Genomic DNA, 20139 nt, shown 5'->3' on the forward strand with positions numbered 1-20139 from the left:
CGCCCCCCTTTCGCCGGGAAAAGCTTCTACTATTCGACCAATCCAGTCCGTTCCACGCCTTCGACGAACCAGCGCTGCGCGAAGAAGTATAGGACGATCGGCGGGACGATCATCATGAACGTCGTAGCCATGCTGAGCGGTTCGGTATAAATAGACGGTCCTCCCGATTCCGCTTCGGCGCGCATGACCGAGGCGATTTTCGTGATGCCCATGGAGAGCGGCTGCACTTCCACATTCGACAAATACATGCTCGGCAAGTAAAAATCGTTCCACGTCCACACGAAGGAAAACAGGAACACCACGAGGATCGCCGGCTTCGCCAGCGGCATCATCACTTTAAAGAACACTTTGAATACGTTCGCGCCGTCGATCTTCGCCGCTTCTTCCAGCTCTTTCGGCTGCGTCGAGAAAAACTGCCTGTAAATGATGACGAACAGCGCGCCTTTCAACCCCAGCCCGAACATCGCCGGCACGATGATCGGAATCGCCGTGTCGAGCACGCCCAGCACCCTCGCGAAAATCAGATTCGGCAAAATCGTCAGCTGCAGCGGCACGATAAACGACACCAGCAAGCAGAAAAACAAAAACGATTTGAACGGAACCTTGAGCCGGGCGAAGGCGTAGCCTGCGATCGCGCACGAGAACGTCTGCAGCAAAGCGACCGACCCGGCGAGCAGCAGGCTCATGCCGAACGCCTTCGGGTATTCGAGCCACTCCCATACCTCTTGCAAGTGTCCCATATAGATGGCGGTAGGGATCCAGTTTACGGCGGGATCGAGCAGATCGTTGCCGTTCTGAATCATCATGGACAGCATGCGGAAGATCGGTTTCAAATAAATGTAGGCGGCATCGAGCAGAATGACGTAGATGAAGAGCTTGAACAATAATCCTTTGTCGGCCTCCCGGCCGAGTATGGCGAAGCGCAGCCTCGTGATCCGGTCCATCAGTCCGGACAAGTCCGCCTGCCGCGTCCGCAGTTTCATGTTTTCCAGCAGCTTGTTCACGCCGAAACCCCCTTTGTCGACTCGTTATACCGCCTGCTTGTGCGACTTCATCGTTCTGTGGAAAAGAATGAAGATCAGGCATAGGAAGGCGCTGATGATGACGAAATAAATCCAAATGAGCGCGCTGAATTGCCCGTATTCGCTGTCCCTGACCTTCGCCACGATCGGGTTCGTCGGAAACGTAAACAGGTCGACGACCGTGTAAATCATGTTCAGGAAAATAAACGGCGTCATCGCCGGAAGCGTAATTTTCCAAAACGTCGTCCACGGGCCCGCTCCGTCGATTCTGGCGGCTTCGTAAGCGGAGTTCGGAATCGTCTGCCGTCCGCCCAAGAAAATTAAGATTTGAACCCCCGAATACCACAATATCAGGACGAACGAATCTAAAATCCAAATGAGCGGCGTCGCCCAGGCAGAGGACAAATTGGCGCTGATCAGGTCCGAGACGTTGTACTTGGACATGAACCCGAGGTCGCCTTCGCCCTGCGTCAGAAATTCCTTCACGACCTCCCCCGTCGACAGGATGACCGGCAGGAAGAAGATCGCTCGGAACAAGGAACGTCCGGCGAATTTCTGGTTCAATATGATGGCGATCAGCAAGGCGAAGATGACGATGATCGGAATCATGAAGAGCGTCTTTTGCAAGAACGGCAATAAATCGTTGTACAGCTGGCTGCCGTCCTCCAACAAAATATATTTGTAGTTGGCCAGCCCCACGTCGTAGCTCGTCATCCCCGTCGCGACGATATTGACTTTGCGAAAGCTCATAAAGAACGAAAACCCGATCGGGAACGCCATGAACGCCAAAAATCCGATAAACCACGGAGCGATAAACAGGGTGCCTTCCAAGTATTCAATAAGCGAAGACCGCAATTTGAGCCTCTTGATCACTGGCCGGCACCTCCCGGAATGATGATGAAGTCCTGCGCCGGCACTTGAATGTCGCCGTCCGCGTACGGTTCCGTGTTATAATTCACGATAATTTTTTTGCCGTTTGCATATACGGTTTCCTTCACCTTGTCCGCCAACGTCCTGTGCCCGACGATGAATTGGTCCTGGACGTCGCCGAGCGCCTCGTTGAAGCGCGCGTATTCCTGCGTGACGCGCGAACCCCAATCTTCGTAATTGGTGCTGTAAAAGACGGTATTGTAGGAATTGATAAACTCCTTCGTCTCCGCGGCGGTAAACACGTACGACGGGGCGGCTCCGTACTCGATCTCGCGCAAGAAATCGTTCACGTTCTCTTCCCGGTTGTTCGCGTAGCGGAACGTGTACGACACCAATCCGTGCGTCGCGATCTGCGCGAACGGCACCGCTTCGTCCGTGAACAAGTCGTAGGAATAATCGGATGCCATCCCCTGGACGACGTCGATGTGCGGCAAGGCGTAAAAGTTTGAGCTTCTTCCGATGACGCCGCCCAATTCCTCCTGGATCGTTCGCAGGATCCTCTCCTGCACATCCCTAGCCTCGTCCCGGCCGGATCCGTATTTCGTATTGTAATCGCTGAACAAATGGCCGCCGATTCGGTTCACGGCAAGGCCGTCGACGCCCAACTTCTTGTAAGCGTCCAAATCCGCCTTGATCAGCTGTTCGGCGAATTTGTCGCTGACGACGGAAAGGCCTTCTTCCCCGATCGTGTGTCCGGCCAAATTGACCATCGCGTGGAATTCCTCGCGGAATCCGTTCGCGCCGGTGTTGTTGATGCCGTACACGGTGTCCAAATATACCCGGTAACCGAGACGATGCGCATAGTCCACGAACCGCTTCATGCCGTCGTAACCGCCGATGCGGGAATCTACCGGGAAGGTCGCCCCGAACGAGCTGACGCCCCCCTCCTGCCAACCGGCGTATGTCACCGTCATGTTGCGAATCCCGCCCGCATGCATCGAACCGACGATCCGTTCCGCTTCGGAGGTAGACGTCCCTTTAATGTAGACATCGGACAGCGTCCCCCGTTCCCGGTCGCCGCCGATGATGGAGACGTAGAGCGGGATATCCGAATGTTCGGGCGAAAAACGTTTCAAGCCTTTCTCGTCCATCAAATACTGGCGGTACCGGGAAGCCATGCCGACATAGTCCGTGCTGCCGCTGTCCAGCAAGTAATAGCGCGTCACCCGGTCGCTTCCGAACAATTCGTCTTCGTTATAAGAAATGAACCCCCATTCGACCGGATCGTTCCTTCGCGCGAACTGCAGGAAGCTGGCGCGGAAGTTCGTCTGAGACGCGATCCAGTTGTAATTGCTGAACACGCCCGCGGGGGACGCGACGATGTTCGCGTATTCTTCTCCGTCGTGAAGGACGGCAAGGAAGCCTTTGCCTCCCGACCTCATGCCGAATACGGGCATGCCCACCGGGTTGCGGTTATTGATCAGCCCCGGGAACGTCATGTCTCTCCCGTACACGCGCTCGTCGTAAATTTTATTGACGTTTAGCTTGTTGTCTTTGAACCGGATCAACGCGCCCGGACCGTCGGGAATGAACAAATAGCCGTTCGGATCTTCCTCGGTGTACTCGGCGCCGAAGAACGGATACAGCCTGACCCAGATCAACCCCAGATCCCTTTCGCCGATTCCATCCCGGACGACGGTCGTCTCCACGTAATCCTGCTCGATCTTGACGCGAACCGGAATGGAAAACCCTAATTCCGGCAGCTCGAACGTCATCTCGATGCCGCCCGGAATTTCCCGCATCCCGCTGACCGCGCCGCCCTCGGCGGATAAGCTCGTTTCTTTGGGCTGCAGGATCGGCTTTGAAAAATCGACGTACTGCAGCATCAGCGGCGAAGACAAGTGATGCTTCCATACTTTGGACACCTGCTCGCGTTCCCAATAGTCGGGATCCGGGTACGAGCGATATACGTTCCCGTTGCGTTTATCTTCGACGATGAAATGCCCGGTCGCCTCATGAACCTTCAACCGTAACGTTTCGTTTTCGGCGACCGGGCGAAAATCGCCGTCGGCGGGTAAGCCCGCCGTTTCGTCGCGAGCGGCGGCCGGCGCGGACGCCGCCGGCGCGGCGTTCGCCGTCGCCGTCTCTTCGGTGCGCCACTCGATCTTCGCGGTAGAAGCTATGTATGCGGCGGCGGCGACGAGGACGGCGACGATCGCGACGCGGGGATTCAACAAACGGAGTCGTTTCATCCATGTCATCGCAAAGCCACCTCCCTAAGAACTTCCAGCACGAACGAAATCAAATCGCGGGTCAACCCGACCATAATGAAAATCAGCAGTCCGAGAACCAGCATCGTGGCGAGCGTCAAAATGATATTCATGAGCGTCTCTCCGACGCTGTAATTGTGGATAAACTGAACCTTCCAGAAAATGAGCAGCGCCACCCAAAGAATCATGCCTTGATCGACGAACTGATACACGCTAGATTCCGACAGCGTCATCACGTTCGATACGATCGTCAGCGGGACGCCTACCACGATGTACGGCACCATCGCGTATGCGCTGCCGATGAATATATCTCTCAGCCGCCCCTCGCCACGGTAAATCGAACTGACGAGGTGATTCGCCGCGACCCAGGCGATCCACACGACGAAAAATTGCGTGAAAATCGTATACACATTGACGCGCAAGGCGTTGTTAAACACGAAGCTGGTATGGAACTCGCGAAACAGCATCGAAGCGTACACGAGGAGCAAGATTAGAATCGCGCTCCAGTAACTCCCTTGCCCCTCGTACCGGAGGGCCGTAAACCCGTCGATCGGATGCTTCAGCAAGCGGAACGCATGTTTCATATGCAGCGCGAACTCAGGAAGCTGCCTGCCGTTTCGATTGCGGCGAATGCCCCGCCCGCCGCGCTTCTTCGTCCATTTGTCGAACAGCTGCAGCAGGACGAAGAGGGCGAGAACGCCGCTCGCGATCCACGAGAAGTATTGCTGAAACCATCGCAGACGGATTTGCCAGTACGCTTCGGAATAGCCTTCTTTATCGCCGGCTTCGCGAAACAGCTGCTTCGCTTCTTCGAATTGCTCGTTCTTGTACGCCGCCTGCGCCAACGCCAAAATCGCGGGGTTGAACTGCGGATTCATCCGAAGCACTTCGCGCCACAATTGTTCGCCTTCCTCGTAAAAGCCCGACAAAGTCAACTGGTTCGCTCGGTCGACCAACTGAGCGAATTCCGACATGCGAAATTTTTGGACGATGTTTTCTTGGTCGTCAAGGACGTACAATTCGTTCTTCGAATTGAAATCGAGCGCGACCGGATTTTTCATCAATCCGACTTGAGAGGTGCCGAAATCGGACGGCCCGCCCCAGAAATACAGCAAGTTTCCATTCGGGTCGTAATGCGTAATGTATTTGAATTGTTTATCCGCCACCGCGATATTGCCGTTGCGGTCGACGGCCACATCGATCAACTGCGGCCATCGGGCGGCCGGATTCACGACGGACGTCCGGGCGTCCGATCTCAGATATTCCCCGAACGACCCGGTCGAGCCGCGAAGCAGGTTGATGCCGCGCGTGTTTAACTTCTTCAATTGATTGCTCCTCGCGGAACCGCCGGTCACGGTGTAAATGTACCCGTTTCCATCGGTTGTCAGGCTATTGATCGTCTCCGGTCTTTTCAGCACTTCCCGCTCGTACATCGCGTCGGTATACAGCCATTTCTTCAACGCTTCCAGCGGCGTCAACACCGTACGATTCGTGCCGAAGAACCCTTGAAACCGGCCTTCCGGATCGAGCACGAGCACCCCTTCGTAACTGCCTTGCGACGCCACATACAAAAACCCGCGCTTGTCGACGATGAGTTTCACGGGCGTAAACACGAAACTATCGGAAATAAATTTCGAATCCGGCCGCTCGTACTTCTGCTTCACATGGCCGTTCTGGTCGAGGCGCAGCACTCGTTTGTTGCCGGTGTCCGCCACGAATATATCGCCGTCCTCGGTGACGAATACGCCTTCCGGCTTGTTGAACGGATCTTCCGGGGAGGTCAGATACCTCAGGAACGTCCCGTCCGAGGACAAATGGACGATCCGGTTATTGCCCGTGTCCGCGATATAGATTTCGTCTTTGCCGTCGATAAACAAATCCTTCGGCTCTTTCAAAGAGGATACCGTGCGGACGCCGGGATCGTTCGGATCGGTCACGTACAGATCCGCGCCGATGACGCCCACGGGGAAGTAAGCCGGCTGCAGATATACCAAATGGCCGTAGCTGTTCCTCGTGTACGTCGAATATTTCACGTCGGCGAAAGCCGACGCCGGCAGCATCGCGGTGCAAACGACGACCAAGGCCAAGATCAGGCGCCACCCGCCTCGCTTTAGTATCATGGAAAACCCTCCAAATCCGTTTGACGTCTCTCACTTGATCCCCGAATGCGCCATCGTGTTGATCACCTTGTTCTGAAATGCCAGAAAAATAATGAGATTGGGCAAAAACATGAGCAGCGCCGCCGCCGCCGCCGCCCCCTGCCTGGCTACGTTGTTGGCCATATTGGAAGTGAGCGTCGAGATGAAAAACGGAAAGGTTTTCATCGACTCTTCCTGCATGAATAAAGACGAAGTCTCGGTGTTCCCCCAAGCGTTCTGGAAAGCGATGATGCCGATGGTAGCCACCGCGGGCAAACAGAACGGCAGGACGATCTTCAAGAAAATCGTCATTTCCCCCGCTCCGTCCACCTTGGCCGCGTGGATCAAATCGTCCGGCAGTTGATCGATAAATTGCTTCATTAGAAACACCCCGGTGGGGACGGCCACCATCGGGAACACGTGGCCGAAGTACGTATTCATAATGCCCAGCTGACTGACGACCAAATAACGAGGGATCGAAACCGTCTCCGGGGCGAACAGCAGCGTCAGCAGAATGGCTGCGAACACCGCCTTGTGCCCCGGAAACTTGTGCTTGGATATCGCGTAAGCGCACATGGCGCTAACCGCGGTCACGGCGACGACGGTCAGCGCGGCGACGAACACGCTGTTGAAAATGTAACGCGACATCGGAACGGCCGAATTTTTCGTAATCGCCCACAATTCCAAGAAATTTTGGAACGAAGGATTTTCAACGAAAATCGTCGGCGGGTACAAAAACAGCTCTTGATACGGCTTCAGCGCGTTGTTGAAGATGAACACGAGCGGCATAAGCATAAAGACGCTGAGCAAAACAAGCAGAACCGCCGCGACTCTCTCCGTCGGGCTCAAGCGAAACAGCTTCGAGCTCGTTCGCCACATCCGCACTTTGCGAAGCGCTGCGTTGGCTTGCATTTATTCGTCCTCCTTGGAACCGAAAATTCGCCAGCAAAACTTGTTGGCCACGTACATAAATAGGAGAAGGAATACGGAGAGCGCAGTCGCGTAACCGAGCTCCAGCCGGGTGAACCCGTAGTCGTTAATGTGGTTTACAACGAGATGGCCCGAATATTGCGGCGTCGGATTCATGCCCGACAATTGGGTTCCGATGCCGCCCGCGTTGAACGTGCCGACGATCGCCATCACCGCGCCGAACAGCATCTGCGGCTTCATCGACGGGATCGTGATGTACCAAATTTCTTCAAGGCGGCTTTTGATGCCGTCCAGCCTGCCGGCTTCGTACAACTCTTGATTCACGTTCAAGATGCCGGCCAGCATGGCGAGAAAACCGATTCCCATGCTGGACCACAAGGTGACGAAAATCATCGAATTCATCAAATGCTCTTTGCTCGTCACCCACAAAATCGGATCGTTGATGAATCCGAGATTAAGCAAATAGCTGTTCAAGTAGCCGATTCTGTCTCCGGAGAGGAGCGGCACCCATACGATCGTCATGATGAGCCCCCCCGTAAGCGACGGGGTGTAGATGGCGAGGGCGAACCATTTCCGCGTGACGGACGGCAAAATCGAGATCAGCCACGCCAGCAAAAAGGAAGCGATATATCCTCCGGGACCGACGATCATGGCGAACTTGAACGTGTTCGGCAGCGCGTATTTCATAAAGAGCAAATCCTGGGACAGCATATACCGGAAATTATCCCAGCCGACGAAGCGCGGCGGCTCCAACGAGTTGAACTGGGTGAAGCTGAGCAAAAAGGCGGCGGCGACCGGGATCATGATGAACAGCGTGAAGCAGATCATGAACGGCGCGATAAATATATACGACAACCGGTAGGACCAAATCAGCTTGGCGGTCGACGCCGCTTTCCGCAGCAGCTTGTTTCCGGGAACGTCAGGCGCGCGAAGCTTATTCGCTTCCATCTTCAACATAGCGGTCCACACCTTTCCACGGTTCCGTCACCTGCGGCAAATCCAGCGTTCGAACGACGTTCCCGTTCTTGTCGATCAGATTGAATTCCTGAAACTTGCGATACATCTCTCTCTCGATATCCTTCACGGCGGTCTCGAGCGAGCTTCTGTAATTGATGCCGTCCACGACGGTCCGGTTCCACGCGTTTTGGATTTCGCGGTCCAGGTAGTAAGAGCCGGGGACGTTCGGAACCTGCTTAAACCAACGCCACTGCTCCAAGATGCTTTGGAGGTCGTCCGCTTTCCAAGGCAGCTTGACGAACGCGTCGACGTTGGACGTATTCCAGCGGAACGTCACGCCGTTCACCGTTTCGAGATCGGTGCCGTAGCGCTCCTGTACTTCGGCGGACGTCCACCACTTCAGAAACTCCCAAGCCTCTTCCGACTTCTTCGTCTTTTTGAAGATGACGCCGGTGTCCATGCCCCCGCTCATCCATCGAGCGACCGTCCCGTCGGGCTGCCGCACGCCTGGAATCGGGGCTACGCCCCACAAGCCGTTCAATTCGGGAGCGGCCACCATCAGCTGAATATACGTGTTGATTTCCGAGATGCCGATCGGGTAAATCCCGCTGCGGAACGTCTGATAGAAGCTGGACGACTGACGCTCGACGGCGTGCAAATTGTACAAATCGGTCCACGTCTTGAACGCTTCGAACCCCGTGGGGTTATTAAATCCCGTCTTCATCCCGTCCGCCGTGAAAAACTCCGCCCCGTTTTGGTAGAAAATCGGAGTATACGGAACGGGCGGCATATTCATATTGTTTTGGTGCAGCGTAGGAAGCATTTTGTAAACGTCTTCCCACGTATCCGGAACTTCCAGTCCTAAGCGGTCGAGTATGTCTTTGCGGTAGTACAGCATCTCGAACGTTTGCGTTTCCGGCACCCCGTAATATCCTCCGTCGTAATACAGCGGGGTCCACACGCCCGGTGCAAACCGGTCGTACATCTCTTTAAAATCCGGAAACGTCGACAAATCGTAGAGCGCGTTGCGAACCGCGTACTCGAACGGCAAATCTTGCGATAAGCCGAGCGCGACGTCCGGGGAGATGTCCGCGGCGTTCATCAGCACGAGCAAATCCGATCCCGGCAGCAAATGGACCTTGACCTTGATTCCGGTTTGCGGCGTGAACATTTCGTCGGACAGCTGCTGCAGCAAATTGACGTAATCTCTGCCGCGCTGCACCCACACGTTCAGCACCTCTTCGTCGTCCACATCGGTCAGCCGTTTCTTCGTTTGGAAAGAATGCAGAAAGTTAAAAAACGCGCCTTTGAGGGTTTCCAACATGCTCGGCGTCATTTTAGGAACGTCTTGATCGGCAGGCACAATATAGATCCGATCCAGCTGAAGCGGCTGGCTGTTCAATTGCTGCACGTATTCCGCCAGCTTCCCTTGAATCGACACGAACTTGCCGCTTTCGAACGGAATGTCGTTGACGTCTCTCAGCAGCGTCTCGATATCTTTCTCCACGGTGACAATCCCTTGCGTGACGGCATCGGATCGTCCGTTCACCGCCTCGAGCCGCGCCCTGACGCCGCGCAGTTCGTCGTACACGCCGTTCAGCTGTTCGACAAACCCGGGCAAATCTTTCCTTGTGTTCCATGTTCGATTCGGATCGACGGTGCCGCCCGTCAACGCTTCGATTTCGAGCACCATCTCCTTCAGCTGCGAAATCAAACGTTCCAATTCCGCCGTAAGCGGTTTCACTGGCGCTTGCGTGACCCGCATCGATAACGTGTTCAAGCCCTTCTCCAAGTAAAATTCGAATGGCTTACCGTCCTCGTCCCGCAGCGTAACTCCCTGCCACCCCGTCGAATACGGAAAGCGGTAGGCTTCAAGCTCGGCGAAAGGAACCCTCCCGTTGATCGAGATCGTTCGGAACGACGAACGGTTGGAGGAATATACCTGCAGCGCGCGCATCCCGATTTTGTACAACCCGCTCTCCGGAACCTCGAAGGACCAGGCGATCTCCTGATTTCCAGACGCCCACTGCGTACCGCCGATGACGTTGTACGTAATATTCCCCCTTTTGTACGGCGAGGCGTAAATATCGTTGTCGTACCCTAACGCGATGGAGGAATCGTTTTTCCAGGCCGCTTGCTCCGCTTCGATCCGAATCGGTTCGGTTCCGGAGGCGTTGCCGTTGTCGTGTATGGCGCTGCGCACCGTCTCGTAATCGGCGGTCTCGACCGGCGGTTTCAACGTTACGGATTCGATCGCGACGGGGGAGCTGCCCGCGAAGCGCAGCGTATGCTTCCCCGGCGTCAAGTACCATAAAAGAGGACCCGTGTAAGCACCTGCCGAATCGCGCAGCGCTTCCGTCATCCATGCGCTCGCGTCGATCGTCTTCGGGCGCATCTCGTCGCCGTAGTCGTCCTTCTCCGCCGGAAACTGATCCTGCCACTTCCGATACAGCCGGATCGATCTCGATTCCAAATAGGGATTCCCGCCATCCAGCGCAACGTTCCACGTGATCGGCAGCCGGTTGGCGCCTTCTTGGATCGGGTAGTAAGAAACCTCGATGGCATACAATCCGCCGATTTCGACGTCCATGGCGTATTCGACCCACTCGTCGTTCGCCGCGTTCCAAATGAGGACGTTGTTTTTGCCGCCGTAGGCGCCTACGGAAACATTCGCGTTTTCGGACGTCCCGGCCAACGCCGTGCCGGGGATCGAGATCTGCCCGCTATGGCGTTCCGAAGCCCCTTCCTTTTTCCATGCCTCCAAAACTTCGCGATAAGACGGATCCAGTCCGCCCGGCGCCGCCGATCGGAGCCGTTCGCCGCCCGCTTCGGGACGTTCGGGGGACGCGACTTGTTCGCTCGACGTGGCGGAGACGGCCGGGTGCATGGCCAATGCCGCCGCCAGCGCGATTCCGGTCCAGGTCCGAGCTATTCGCAAGAGCGCTTTCAATTTTACCCCTCCACTGTCATCAAATTATTGCAGCAAGCTTTCGCCCGTATCCCTGTCGAAGAAGATGGCCTTGTGCAAATCCATCGTGAGCGTCAGCGGCTCCCCGTCCGTAAATCGATGTTCCGGGTGCGTGCGGGCAACGAGCAAGGAAGGCGCTCCGATATCCAGATACAAATACATATCGGCTCCCATCAGCTCGTAAATTTTCTGGATGCCGACGACCTGCGCGCGCGGGCGGGCCTCCTTCATCGCGTCGTCCAAATGGACATGCTCGGAGCGGATGCCCAAAACGACCGTTTTATTCGTTTTGTTATGCGCTTTCAATTTTTCCGACTGCCATGCGGGAATTTCGAGATAATAGCGGCTGGTATGAAACTCGAGCAAACCGGAGCCGCCCTCGGCAAGCTTGCCTTCGATGAAATTCATCGGCGGGGTGCCGATAAATCCAGCGACGAACATGTTCTTCGGGTTGTTGTAGATCGTCTGCGGCGTGTCCGCCTGCTGAATGACTCCGTCCTTCATGACGACGATTCGGTGGCCCATCGTCATCGCTTCCACCTGGTCGTGCGTCACATACACCGTCGTCACGCCGAGCTGTTTGTGGAGTTTGATCAGCTCCGTTCGCATTTGCACCCTGAGCTTCGCGTCCAAGTTGGACAGCGGTTCGTCCATCAGGAACACCTTGGGGTTGCGGACGATCGCTCGGCCGAGCGCCACGCGCTGCCGTTGACCGCCGGACAGCTGCTTCGGTTTCCGTTCGAGGAACGATTCGATTTCCAGCACTCTGGCCGCCTTTTTGACCGCGATATCGATCTCATGCTTCGGCAGCTTCCTCATGCGCAAGCCGAAGGCGATATTTTCGTACACGTTCATATTCGGATACAGCGCGTAATTTTGGAACACCATGGCAATGTCGCGATTTTTCGGCGGGAGATGATTGACCAGCCGGTCGCCGATATAAATTTCCCCCGACGTAATATCTTCCAATCCGGCGATCATCCGCAGCGTCGTCGACTTCCCGCAGCCGGAAGGGCCGACCATCACGAGGAATTCCCCCTCGTTGATTTTCAAATGAAAATCTTTAACGGCGTACAATTTATCCTTGCCGTAACGTTTCTCCACATGGTGTAACGTAATGCTTTCCACTGCGACACCCCCTGAAGGTTTTGATCGGTTCCGCCCCATCATTTTCTGGAAACTGATATCGGTTCCATTATACAAGCGATCGGATGACGCGATTATGGGTGAGGTTCATCCATTCTATAGGTCGATTGCGCCGCATTTCCGATGCAGGGATGTTCCAGCAAAAAAAGCGCCCCTGCCGGGAGTTCCCGACAGAGGCGAAAATGTATGGAGTAAAGGGGGAGAAGCCGCATTTCGAAAAATCTTTGCAATTATTGCACTTCTACATCAGTAGTAACGGTCTTCCCGTTCGGCAAGACGAACGAAATCGTGAAGCCGATTAAGTTATTATCCGACGGATTGCCGCTCGTTGGAACATACACGATTTTGTAATCGGGGCCGACATAGATTCGGTCTTGTGTTCCCGCAGCGGTGCCCGGCGCGAATTTGAGGTTGTTAATGACGAACACCCCGTTAAACAACCTGTTATAATAGAGGAATCTATCTACGCCGTTCGACTTTCCGCTATTGACTTCTCCGAAGTTGTGCACGATCGTGATCTGATCCATCACCTTGGCGTCCCACGGATACAACCCGTTCAAGACCGCGCTGTCAACCTTGTTATCCTGCTTCTTCGCTTTAAGTTCGCCCACTTCCAGCGGATCGTATTTGACCGTAACATCTTTGGACAGCATATGACTGCCGTTCGGCGAATTAAACAGAACGGTCAATTTGGACGTTCCGGCGTCGAGTCCGATAATGCGGTCCAATGCGCCGTTCACGGCTACGGCCGACGGATTCGAACTCAACACATTAGTAATCATTTTGCTCGGCAGGACGACTTTCCTCCCGTCAACGTCCTTCGCGCGGATTTCGATCGACGCCCCGAAGTCGTTATACCAGCTGAATTGGTACGTTGCGTCGGTGACGGTCGTCGTGATCCCGCGGTCGTACGTATACTTGCCAATCGCGTACAACGTGTCTTCTTCGACGTCGAATTCGTAGACGAGCGGCGGGTTTACCCCGTCGATCACGTCCGCCACGATCGATGCAGAGGAGAGCCGCTGCACCACCGTTTGATCCTCCGGGTTGATTTTGACGAGCGTAGCGGTTAAGCGGTACGATCCCGTCTTCGTTCGATCTGGAACGAATTCGATGTCCCTATCGGCAATATCCTTGATCTCCTTGATCACGGTCGGAGTGTCTTCGGACAGCGCGACCGCTCTCGTGGTGACGACGGCTCCGGCATCGCCGCTGATTCGTTCGAGCTTCATTTCGACTTTAATATCATGCAGCGCATTTTTGAAATCTTTATTGTATTGATCCAAGATGTCGAATTTCATTTTAGCCGGGGTCGTATTCAGCACCGCTATGCTCGTTTCGCCCCCGTCCACAACGATCGACGACGGTCTTTGATCGGTCGTTTTCGGTTGAATATGCAAATCGAACGTCGCTCGAACCGGCTCGCTGCCGCCGGTCATGATATAAACGTTGATCGAAGCCGGACCGAACCCCGTTATGCTGGCGATTCGTATTTTACCTTTTTCCTTGCCACGATCTTGAACCGCGACGTTTCTATTCACATACGGGGTAACAGTAACATCCGTGCGTACGGCGGGGTTGGCGCCCAGCGTAATCGGTCCCGTGCTTATGATCATCAGTTTGCCGGTCGTTTCGGCATTCACCACTTCGTCCGCCGTCAGCTTGTCGCCGTTCGCGTCCTTCACGATCATTTCGACATACTTATTCGTATCCCCGTCGCTCAACGTTTCGTCCAAATAAGCGAATTCGATGGAAGCCGGCAGCCGAGGCACGGCGACGCTGACCGTCTGCGTTACGGTTTCACCGCTCGCGACCGAGATCAGTTTAACGGTCGATTCCTTGTTACTGTTCAAATTCGGCACAGCGTCCAGCTGCAGCTCGGGGTACCCGTCGTTATCGTAATCGATGAATGGGTTGGCTTGCGGGTCGGACTTGAGCGCCTCCCCGGTAACCAATTTCATGATATCCCTTCTGACCGTCTCGAGATCGCGGACACGGAAACCGTATTGATCCAGTAAGGTCAAAGTCAGGTAAGCGGTGCCGCCCGGCTTCAGCACGGTGTCCTTCCCTTTTATTTTCAGCTCGCCGAGCTCGATCGTCTTCACGACTTGCGGATCGCCGACGGTGAACACTTGGTTGGCGGATACCCCCGACAGCTCGTTCATGAGGACGACCGGTACCGGAGTTCCTTTGGTTACATTTTTCAAGTCGATTTGGAGTGTTTGCTTGCCGGGAGTAAGGACCGGTACGGAGTTGTTCGGGTACGATCCCATCACTTTCACATGAAAACCGTCCGTCTCTTCCCCGTACTGATTTTTCATCTTGTATTCAAGCGTCACTTTCCCCTGCGGAAGCGTGGTCGACGGGGAGACGATGTCGATCGAAGCCAAAGTTTCGTTGTCCGCCTCGAACACGATCTCGCCGACCTCAACGGCGTCCTCCTCCAATCCGACGAGCTTGATCTTGTATTTGCCTTTCGTCAATTTTTTGTCCATCGTAATTACGGCGGACTTCGAATCGTCATCCCATTCGACGGTTCGATTCAGCGACGTGGCGCCGCTCCACACTTCCAAATCGGCTTCGACGTCGACGCTGCGGTTCAGCTTGACGGCGATGAGCTTGGCGCCGATCACTTCCGCTTCGACGATCGAAGCTTTCGCCTCCTCAGGTCTCGCGTCGAAAGCTGCAACCGCTAGCATTTCCCTGGTGGCGGGAACGGTTCCGCCGAACGTTCCGTCCTCGAGGTTCGACATGATCCCCTTCTCCAGCGCTAACGCGACGTAAGTTCTCGCCCAGTCACCCACCGTCTCGTCTTCGACGGGCGCGGTCGCTTTCGCCTCTTCCTCCAGACCGAGCCCTCGGATTAGGAAGGCCGCCAGCTCTTGACGCGTCACCTCGCCGCCCGGGTTGAACAAGGTCCCCTCGGGATCGCTGCCTTTCGTCAGCCCCGCCTCTTTAAGCGCTTCTATGTAAGGTACTGCATATGCGAATTCGTCAGTGACGTCGGAGAAGCTCGATGTTGTAAGCGCTTCATCAATAGGCAACGAAAAAATCAGGGCGATCACTTTCGCAAGCTGCGCGCGATTCATCAACTCGTGCAACCCGAACTCGGTTTCGGTCAAGCCGTTGAATACGCCGGCCCGAATTAACGCGTCGATTTTCCCCCGAACGTCTTCGGGCACATCGGTCAAATCTTCGAAGGAGTCGGCGCTCAGCCCGGCGGACGACGATTCCTCGTGGTCTTCCGACTCCGAAATCGCCTCCTCCGACGTCCCCTCGGCTTGCTGCTCCGCGCCGCTCTCCTCCGCCGCCTGAACGGCTGGAACGACCATGTAAAACATCAGCAAAACAGAAACCAACAAGCTCAATTTACGAAATCCCATCATCTCTACTAGCCTCCCGTCTAACAAATGGAATGTTCCGGATCTGGCATCGTTTGCATCCTCATTGTATCTCGCTTGTATGCAAAAGTTAGGGGGGATGTTCGACGATTGTATAGGTCGATTCCGCTTTTCACCCGACCGATATTTCCCCGTCTTCCGTTTCCTGGAAATTCTTCCGGTACTGCTTCGGCGTAACCCCGGTCTTTTTGCGGAACAGCGCATGGAAAAACTTCATATCCTGGTACCCGACATGGTTTGCGATTTCGTGAATCGATATATCCGTCGACTTCAGCAAATCGCAGCATTTTTGAATGCGCACGTTCTGCAAATACTGGGTAAACGTCAGCGAGGTCGATTTTTTGAACAAGCGCTGGAAATGGCTGGAGCTCATGTAAAAATAATCGGCTACCGTCTGTACCGTAATATTTTTGGAGTGATTGTTTTTAATAAAATCCACGATATCGTCCAGTTGGCTCTTGGGGGTAGGCAGCGCGCCGTACGTCATCTCGAAGCGCCGCATCAACGTCAAAATTTGCGCGAGCTGCGTGAACAGCATAATGCCGTAGCCCTTGTTTTTATTCAGATATTCCCAGTGCATGTCTTGGAAAATAGACAGAAATCTGTCGTGTTTGTCTTGAAAATGCAGCCACCGCGCGGAACACGTTTCCGGGCTGAAAATCATATCGCGGATCCCGGACTGTTCTCCGAAGTTATGCTCCCAATCTTGCAAGACCGAAGCGCGGAAAATGCAGTTGTAGACGACAAGCATTTTATCTTGCTTCGGTGAAGGCGGCCGAAACACATGCGCGGTGCCGACCGGAATGAGAAACACGTCCCCGCGCTTGACGGACAGCACCTGCTCCTCGATGTAGTGGTAACCGCTTCCTTCTCCCACAATGCAGATTTCGACGAAATCATGCGTGTGCAGGCTGGTTTTGAACGATTCTACTTCCCGATTTACAAAAATGTCGTCATCGTGTTCGAAGAAACGCTCGCCTTTTAATTGTTCGATTCTTCCGTTCATGATTTCCACCCCGGTTTCATAACGCGTAAATTGACCTTGATGCAATCACAAACTAGTTGTGTCCCCGTTCGATCCAATCGCTTTCCATGCGCACGTATTTAATCCCCTTGCGCAAATAAGAGAAAGCGATGTGGATGCGTCCGTCTCGCGTTTGCATAATCGAAGGGTACGAATACCCGATTTGCGAATCCTTGTACTCAAGATCGGCCGTTTGCACGTTTTTCATCAGCGCCAAAGGCCAGGTGTTCCCGTCATCCTCCGAAACGGCCAGCGTCAGCGGAGTGCGGAGCGGTTTTTTGCGCCATTCCCCTTTCCGTTCGATCCAACGGAACTGATCGCGTTCCATCGTGGCGTTGTTGAACACGATGGCGATCCGGCCGTCCTGCAGTTTGACCGTCTGCGTGGAAGAGTTGTTGTTCGGCAGTTCGCTCTTCGCAGGTACGGACCAGGTTCTCCCGTGATCGCGGGAGACGCTCGTGTAGATCCGGTCGGCCTGCCGGCTGCGATACATCGCGAACAACGTCCCGTCGTTCCGTTCGACCACGTTCATTTGCACCCTGTGGACGCTGCCCGGCACTTCGAATTCCTGCCACGTTTCGCCTTGATTCGCGCTGATTTTGACGACGCTGTAATGTCCTTCGCTCGTACAATAGTACGCCGGCAGCAGCCACTCTCCGGTTTGCAGGACGATCGGCGGATGGCGGAGAAAGATGCCGGGCTTGTCGTCGAACAGCACGCGCGGCTCGCTCCAGGATTGACCTCGGTTTTCCGAAGTCCTGACAACGACCCTGGACGTTTTTTGATTGTGCGGCTCGTTGGACGTATGGAACAGCCATAGCAACCCGCTCGGATCTTGGAACAGCACCGGATTTTGTTCGGACCGTTCGGGATCTCGCGTCAATTCGTCCGGCGCCGTCCAGCGGTCTGATCCCGCGGGCAGCCTGGACATGACTACGTTCGTATCGGGGTTGCCTTCCCCGCTCCCCGAAAACCAGACGCACAGCAGATCGCCGTTGTCGAGCTCCAACAGATTAGCGGCATGGTTGTCGTTCTCGTGCGAAATCGGCAAGTACGCTTCGACGATGCTCGGATCTTTGTCCGATGCGCGGATCACTCCGTCAAACCGATTCATGTCATTAATTCCTCCTTGTTATCGTTACCGGCAGTTCCTTTAACGGCGTCATGAACCGGCGGCCGGCTTCGCCGCGTGCGAATGCGTTGTCAATTCCCCCCTGTCCGTAGTGCCCTGCATCCGGCAGCGCGCGGTCAGTCCCTTCCGCGGCCGAGTTCGCGAAGCGGCAGCTCTACCCGGCTCAGCGCGGCGCTCGAATACACGAGTTCGCCGTCGACGAAAAGACGGTACCCTTCTTCGATTCCCGAATCCTCGCGGACGCCGGGTTTCCGGTAGGTGATCCGAATTTGCAGCCCTGCGGCCTTCACGCGGTCCAAGCAAAAGTAATCCAAACCGGCGTCCACGGGATCGAGGACCAACCGATCGCTCTCGACGGACAAGCCGGCGACATGGGAGACAACCAAATCGATGTAAAACGAATGATTGTATTCATGCTCGTCGCTGAGCGGTTCGCCGGTTTCGCTGTTGTAATGCTCCACGAGTCCCGGTTGGTTCAAGTCCCGATGAAAGAAGTGGAGGAACGAGTACTCCCGCAAATAATAGGCGAATTGACGGTCGAAGCGGTGATCTCTCCGCTTGCTCTCCTTCGCGAGCGCATCGAGCGCGATGGAATTCGTGTAAGGCCATGTCGGACCGTCCCAGACGCACCCGTTTCGGCCTTTGACGAAGTGCCCCATCCATCCCCCTTCTTTGGCGTAGGCGGGGCAATCGGCGGAGACGGACGGGAACGGACATTTCGTGCGAAACTCCTTCTCGTCGAACAAATGATGGATCAACCCGTCGTATCGTTCGTCGAGCATTTGCGCCCAGGCCGGGTAAAAGCCGACGATGTTTTTGACGAAAGCCTTTTCATCCGTTTGGTGGTGAAGATCGTAAAAGAAGCTCGTCTCCGCATCCCACATTTTCCCCAGCACGTCTTGCTTGATCCGCTCCGCGATGCCGCGGAAGACGGCCGCCTCCGGATCGCCCAGCTCCTCGCACAACCGGGCCACGCCGAGGGCGTTCAAATAATGGTACACCGTCCGGTCGACCCGCTTTAGATGGGTATATGTCTCCGGATCTTTCGGATTTTTCGGGTAATTGTGGAAATACCAATAGCTTGGTTGATATTCCTTGCCCGTGCGCGTGTGCCGGTATTCGATCATCAATTCGTCCCGCTCGTTGCCGTGAATGCTTTTCCACAGCCATACCTGCTTTTTCAAGGAAGGAAGCAATCGGCGCATCGTTTCGGCGTTTCTATGCACCAAATACAGCTGATACGCGGCCCAACAAACGAAGTTGGCGAACGAGTGCATCTTTTGGTCCACCGTCAGGCACACGAACAATCCGTCGTCGACGGCGCCTTCTTTCATGTTGTTCAAGGCGCCCTCGCTAACCGTCGGCTCGTGATACCACCTGGCGTCCGTAATATGCAGCGGGACCGATAAGTTGATCAGCTTGCTGAATTCCCATCCGCCCTTCCCGAACGGCGTTTTGCTCTTCTTATGCGATCTTCCCTCGTAAAACAACGGGTGCTGGAGCAGCCCGTACCGCGGATCCGCCAAATTGTGGCGAAGCAGAAACCAGCGGTACGCCCAGGTTCGATCCAGCAGCGGATCGCTGCTGCGGAAGACGGGAGCCTTCTCGAACCAGGCTCCGTACGCCGTACGGTATTCGGCGAAAACTTGTTCTGCCGTGTCTCCCCGATTCGCGTAGCGCGCAGCTCGTTCCGCCAGCCGGTCCGGCAGGTCCAGTCCCCGAATCCCCAGCGCGGCCGCGACGACGAATTGCCGGGATTCGCCGGGCTTCAGCCGCACCTCAGTAAGCAGCGCCTCGTCGCTCGCGGCCAAGACGGCATCGATATCGAAGCTGTAATGCTCTATGGGGAACGAGCCGTAGAGCTGCGCTTCGCCGCGCTTGCCGAAGTTCCGTTCGAACGTCGCCAGCCGAAGCACAAGATCTTCGCCGCTCCGGTTCGTCCACGTCTGACAGGAAACGGCGCAATCGTCCCAAGTGATAAATTTCCGTTCCGTAAAATGCAGAGCGCTGCCTTCATACTCTAGGAACAGATGGCTCGGGTACCATTCGGCACGGCACGGTTCGAAGCTGTCCGTTGCGCTATTGTCGACGGTAAACAGCAGCGGGATATTTACTTTATGAATGAAATCGAACCGGCCGGAAAATCCGGGTTTCGGATCGACATAGTCCGCCCATAGCCGAGCGCCCGTCGAACCGAGCAGCAGCGAACCGGGCCGGGTGCGAAGCGATTTTTTGCCGGCGGCCAGCCGTTCGTCCCAGTGCGCGATAGACATGGCAGTTT

Annotated in this window: 12 protein-coding genes; all 12 read right to left on the reverse strand. The window is 55.3% G+C overall.

All coding sequences use genetic code 11. The annotated features are described in order from the left end of the window. Positions 1 to 29: 29 nt before the first annotated feature. On the reverse strand, positions 30 to 983 hold the full coding sequence (locus tag VE009_RS13275; protein WP_414694857.1) for a carbohydrate ABC transporter permease: 954 nt from the start codon (positions 981 to 983) through the stop codon (positions 30 to 32). A 45-nt stretch (positions 984 to 1028) separates the two neighbouring features. Further along, positions 1029 to 1895 (reverse strand): sugar ABC transporter permease, encoded by an 867-nt coding sequence (locus VE009_RS13280; RefSeq protein ID WP_325008323.1) that lies wholly within the window; start codon positions 1893 to 1895, stop codon positions 1029 to 1031. After that, positions 1892 to 4153, reverse strand: a complete 2262-nt coding sequence (locus VE009_RS13285) for a DUF5696 domain-containing protein (protein ID WP_325008325.1) — start codon at positions 4151 to 4153, stop codon at positions 1892 to 1894. The genes VE009_RS13280 and VE009_RS13285 overlap by 4 nt, the downstream gene beginning before the upstream one ends. Next, positions 4150 to 6282 carry a YIP1 family protein gene (locus VE009_RS13290; RefSeq protein WP_325008327.1) on the reverse strand — a complete coding sequence of 711 codons (2133 nt, stop codon included), beginning with the start codon at positions 6280 to 6282 and terminating at the stop codon, positions 4150 to 4152. Before VE009_RS13290 ends, VE009_RS13285 begins: the two co-directional genes overlap by 4 nt. Positions 6283 to 6312: 30 nt before the next feature. Further along, positions 6313 to 7212, reverse strand: coding sequence for a carbohydrate ABC transporter permease (locus VE009_RS13295; protein ID WP_325008328.1), 900 nt, complete (start codon positions 7210 to 7212; stop codon positions 6313 to 6315). Further along, a complete protein-coding gene (locus tag VE009_RS13300) occupies positions 7213 to 8187 on the reverse strand; it encodes a sugar ABC transporter permease (RefSeq protein ID WP_325008330.1) in 975 nt (324 codons plus the stop codon). Next, positions 8165 to 11137, reverse strand: a complete 2973-nt coding sequence (locus VE009_RS13305) for an extracellular solute-binding protein (RefSeq protein ID WP_325008331.1) — start codon at positions 11135 to 11137, stop codon at positions 8165 to 8167. Before VE009_RS13305 ends, VE009_RS13300 begins: the two co-directional genes overlap by 23 nt. A 24-nt stretch (positions 11138 to 11161) precedes the next feature. Beyond that, positions 11162 to 12283 (reverse strand): sn-glycerol-3-phosphate ABC transporter ATP-binding protein UgpC, encoded by a 1122-nt coding sequence (locus tag VE009_RS13310; RefSeq protein WP_325008333.1) that lies wholly within the window; start codon positions 12281 to 12283, stop codon positions 11162 to 11164. A gap of 248 nt (positions 12284 to 12531) precedes the next feature. Next, positions 12532 to 15687 (reverse strand): S-layer homology domain-containing protein, encoded by a 3156-nt coding sequence (locus tag VE009_RS27325; RefSeq protein ID WP_325008335.1) that lies wholly within the window; start codon positions 15685 to 15687, stop codon positions 12532 to 12534. 127 nt (positions 15688 to 15814) lie between these two features. Then, entirely contained in the window at positions 15815 to 16708 is an 894-nt protein-coding gene (locus VE009_RS13320) for an AraC family transcriptional regulator (protein ID WP_325008337.1), read from the reverse strand. Positions 16709 to 16760: 52 nt separating this feature from the next. Then, the gene (locus VE009_RS13325) at positions 16761 to 17840 is read right to left on the reverse strand and encodes a sialidase family protein (protein ID WP_325008339.1); all 1080 of its coding nucleotides are present in this window, start codon (positions 17838 to 17840) and stop codon (positions 16761 to 16763) included. A gap of 134 nt (positions 17841 to 17974) precedes the next feature. Next, entirely contained in the window at positions 17975 to 20131 is a 2157-nt protein-coding gene (locus VE009_RS13330; RefSeq protein WP_325008341.1) for an MGH1-like glycoside hydrolase domain-containing protein, read from the reverse strand. Positions 20132 to 20139 lie beyond the last annotated feature (8 nt).

The sequence above is a fragment of the Paenibacillus sp. genome, from assembly GCF_035645195.1.
GTDB lineage: Bacteria > Bacillota > Bacilli > Paenibacillales > YIM-B00363 > Paenibacillus_AE.

Excerpts from the sequence above, each read along its gene's own strand:
- VE009_RS13275 (WP_414694857.1), bottom strand. The coding sequence starts at position 983 with ATGAAACTGCGGACGCGGCAGGCGGACTTGTCCGGACTGATGGACCGG.
- VE009_RS27325 (WP_325008335.1), bottom strand. The coding sequence starts at position 15,687 with ATGATGGGATTTCGTAAATTGAGCTTGTTGGTTTCTGTTTTGCTGATG.
- VE009_RS13290 (WP_325008327.1), bottom strand. The coding sequence starts at position 6,282 with ATGATACTAAAGCGAGGCGGGTGGCGCCTGATCTTGGCCTTGGTCGTC.
- VE009_RS13285 (WP_325008325.1), bottom strand. The coding sequence starts at position 4,153 with ATGACATGGATGAAACGACTCCGTTTGTTGAATCCCCGCGTCGCGATC.
- VE009_RS13320 (WP_325008337.1), bottom strand. The coding sequence starts at position 16,708 with ATGAACGGAAGAATCGAACAATTAAAAGGCGAGCGTTTCTTCGAACAC.
- VE009_RS13325 (WP_325008339.1), bottom strand. The coding sequence starts at position 17,840 with ATGAATCGGTTTGACGGAGTGATCCGCGCATCGGACAAAGATCCGAGC.
- VE009_RS13330 (WP_325008341.1), bottom strand. The coding sequence starts at position 20,131 with ATGTCTATCGCGCACTGGGACGAACGGCTGGCCGCCGGCAAAAAATCG.
- VE009_RS13295 (WP_325008328.1), bottom strand. The coding sequence starts at position 7,212 with ATGCAAGCCAACGCAGCGCTTCGCAAAGTGCGGATGTGGCGAACGAGC.
- VE009_RS13300 (WP_325008330.1), bottom strand. The coding sequence starts at position 8,187 with ATGTTGAAGATGGAAGCGAATAAGCTTCGCGCGCCTGACGTTCCCGGA.